Consider the following 2,723-nt stretch of genomic DNA (forward strand, 5'->3'; position numbering starts at 1 on the left):
TCGGAACACTTTGCCCTGAGTCATAAAGTTCTACTAGAGTTTCTTTGAAACCTTGTTCATATCGTTTAACCATAAATTGAGTGTACCAAATTACCTAAACGGCTGTCCATTTTTCTAGGATAACATCTAACATAGTACAAACGATGCAAGATTTGAAAGTGCAGCGCTATGGGAAATAGTGTTACATTCATTTTATGTGGAGTTACGTGTTTCTACTGGAATGTTGATGTGTAACCTCTAATTAGACATTCTTATAGCCTCAGTGAAGAAAAACTTATAGACTATTGTATTTCGTCAAATTTGACGAAATAAAAAAATCAGCTCAAAGGCTGACTTTTTTATTTCCAATAATCATCATCACCAAAATCGAGATGTTCGCTATCCTCACGATACTCTTCAAATTCTTGTAATGCTTCTTCAAAAACTTGTTTAGAAATCTGATAAGCATCTTTTCCCATGAGATAGTGCATGGGTGGATTTTCTAGTTGGGCAATTTTTATGAAAGCTTTAGCAGCAAGTGCTGGATTGCCTGCTTGTGTACCCGAATAGGTATTAAGGCGTTCTAAATTCTTATGAGCTGCTGCATAATCTGAAATTTCGGCTTCGGCATTTTCTTTAGAGCGTCCTGCCCAGTCTGTTCGGAAACTTCCTGGTTCAATATTAGTTACGAAAATTCCTAGAGGTTCAACTTCCTTGCGCAAAGTTTGAAATAAACCTTCCATTGCAAATTTTGTAGCATGATAGTAAGCGAGAGTTTCCATTGTCGTCAAACCACCTCGACTTGTGACATTCAAAATTCTGCCTGACTTTTGTTTACGCATGTGTGGAAGAACAGCGAGTGTCATATCATTTGCTCCCCAAAAATTTGTATCCATCATGCGATGAACTGCACTTTGATCAGATTCTTCCATGATACCAAAATATCCAAAGCCAGCATTATTAACCAATACATCAATTCTTCCAAATTTTTCAAGAGATTTGGCGACAGCTGCATCGATCGTTTCTTTTTTCGTGACATCAAGTGTCACCTTTAGGAGATTATCTTTTTCAGGTAGATAATCTAAAGCTTCAATTTTACGTCCAGTAGCAACAACTGGATAATCTTGTTTGATGAGTTCCTCTGCTAATGCACGCCCAAATCCAGAAGTTGTTCCTGTGATAAACCAAACTTGTTTTTTTGACATTGTGTAGCTCCTTTATTTAAATTTTTGTAGTTGTAAAAGCTAAAACCTCAGTGAACTTTGGTCCACTAATGATAAGTAGCTCAAAAGGTTAAATAGGATTTCAACCTTTCTTTTGTCATTATACACCTTGGAGCGCGGACGAAGGCAAGTAATAAGTCTAATTTTTTGATTGATCTCCTAACTTTTTGACATTTTTGTAGTAAACTTCAACTTTATAATCCAGATAATCAATAGCGTCAGTCATTGCTGCTAAGCGTTTTTTAGCATTTATTGCTTCATCGGCTAACATTTGACGTTGCTCGGAATCATGATTTTTTGTATCATCTAAAAGGGCACAATATTTTCGTAGAAAATCAATCCCACAGCCCGCTGCACGAAATTTTGTGATGAGTGTTAATCTCTCTAAATTTGCTGTTGTAAAATCTCGATAACCTGATATATTACGTGGAATACGAATCAGTTTTTCTTTTTCATAATAGCGGATGCTATCTGCCGATAATCCCGTTTTTTGTGTCATTTCTTTCATATTCATAGATTAATTATACACCTTAGAGTGCACTTCAAGTCAAGCCTTAACTTAGTAAACAGCAAGATGGCTTTTGAAAATGTTATAATTAAGACAGTTTTTAAGAATTTTAGCAGATAAGGAATAAAAATGAAGCTGAAAATTTGTGGCAATATGGAAAAAAAGAGTGTTGATGCGGCAGTAGTTGACGGTGCAGATTTTGTCGGGGTGATTATGTCGCGCTCACGTAGACAGATCACTCCTGAAAAGGCACGTGAAATTTTGCGTGATGTACCAGCATCGGTCAAAAAAGTTGGTGTGTTTGTCAATGAGCCAATTGACTTTGTGAGGCATGCAATAGAAGTCGCTAAACTAGATTTTGCACAACTGCATGGGAATGAGTCGATGGACTTTGTGCGAGAACTTCAAAAAGCTGATATTTCTGTGATTAAAGCAATGTCAGATTTTACAAAAATTGCTAATTTTAAAAATGTTATTTTATTATTAGATACACCTGGTGGTGGCTCTGGAAAATTAGCAGATTTTTCTAGCGTCAAATTTGACGCAATTAAGTTACCCTATTTTATTGCAGGGGGGTTAACGCCGGATAATATTGCTGAAGCTGTAAGAAAATATCCAAATGCTTATGGATTTGATGTGTCATCAGGTGTTGAGATTGGTGGTATGAAAGACACTAAGAAAATTTGTGAATTTATAAATCGTGCACGAACAGCAAAAGAAGGTGGCAAAATTGTGTGCTCTAGATAAGATTGTAAAAACTGAAGAGAAAGTTCAAAAAGATAAATTTATAGAAATTCTCCAGAAAAATACTGTACTGATGTCAATTCTTGATGCAATCACAATACTCAATCTTCCTGATTGTTGGCTCTCAGCAGGTTGTGTCTTTCTGATGTTATCCTAGAAAAATGGACAGCCGTTTAGGTAATTTGGTACACTCAATTTATGGTTAAACGATATGAACAAGGTTTCAAAGAAACGCTAGTAGAACTCTATGACTCAGGGCAAAGTGTTCC

The 2,723-nt window shown here is 36.1% G+C and carries 3 protein-coding genes; 1 reads left to right on the forward strand and 2 read right to left on the reverse strand.

Features of this window, described 5'->3' with window-relative positions:
• Window positions 1-338 precede the first annotated feature (338 nt).
• The gene (locus NtB2_RS08455) at window positions 339-1,184 is read right to left on the reverse strand and encodes an oxidoreductase (RefSeq protein WP_109246511.1); all 846 of its coding nucleotides are present in this window, start codon (window positions 1,182-1,184) and stop codon (window positions 339-341) included.
• A 157-nt stretch (window positions 1,185-1,341) separates the two neighbouring features.
• Window positions 1,342-1,716, reverse strand: coding sequence for a MerR family transcriptional regulator (locus NtB2_RS08460; protein WP_109246512.1), 375 nt, complete (start codon window positions 1,714-1,716; stop codon window positions 1,342-1,344).
• Window positions 1,717-1,839: 123 nt separating this feature from the next.
• Between NtB2_RS08460 and NtB2_RS08465 the strand changes: the two genes are divergently transcribed.
• The gene (locus NtB2_RS08465) at window positions 1,840-2,457 is read left to right on the forward strand and encodes a phosphoribosylanthranilate isomerase (protein WP_109246513.1); all 618 of its coding nucleotides are present in this window, start codon (window positions 1,840-1,842) and stop codon (window positions 2,455-2,457) included.
• The last annotated feature ends 266 nt before the right edge of the window (window positions 2,458-2,723 follow it).

The organism is Lactococcus termiticola (assembly GCF_003116835.1).
In the GTDB taxonomy this organism is placed as follows: Bacteria; Bacillota; Bacilli; order Lactobacillales; family Streptococcaceae; genus Lactococcus; species Lactococcus termiticola.

What these genes read in the sequence shown, in the direction of transcription:
- NtB2_RS08460 (WP_109246512.1), bottom strand. Translation starts at nt 1,716, where the DNA reads ATGAATATGAAAGAAATGACACAAAAAACGGGATTATCGGCAGATAGC.
- NtB2_RS08455 (WP_109246511.1), bottom strand. Translation starts at nt 1,184, where the DNA reads ATGTCAAAAAAACAAGTTTGGTTTATCACAGGAACAACTTCTGGATTT.
- NtB2_RS08465 (WP_109246513.1), top strand. Translation starts at nt 1,840, where the DNA reads ATGAAGCTGAAAATTTGTGGCAATATGGAAAAAAAGAGTGTTGATGCG.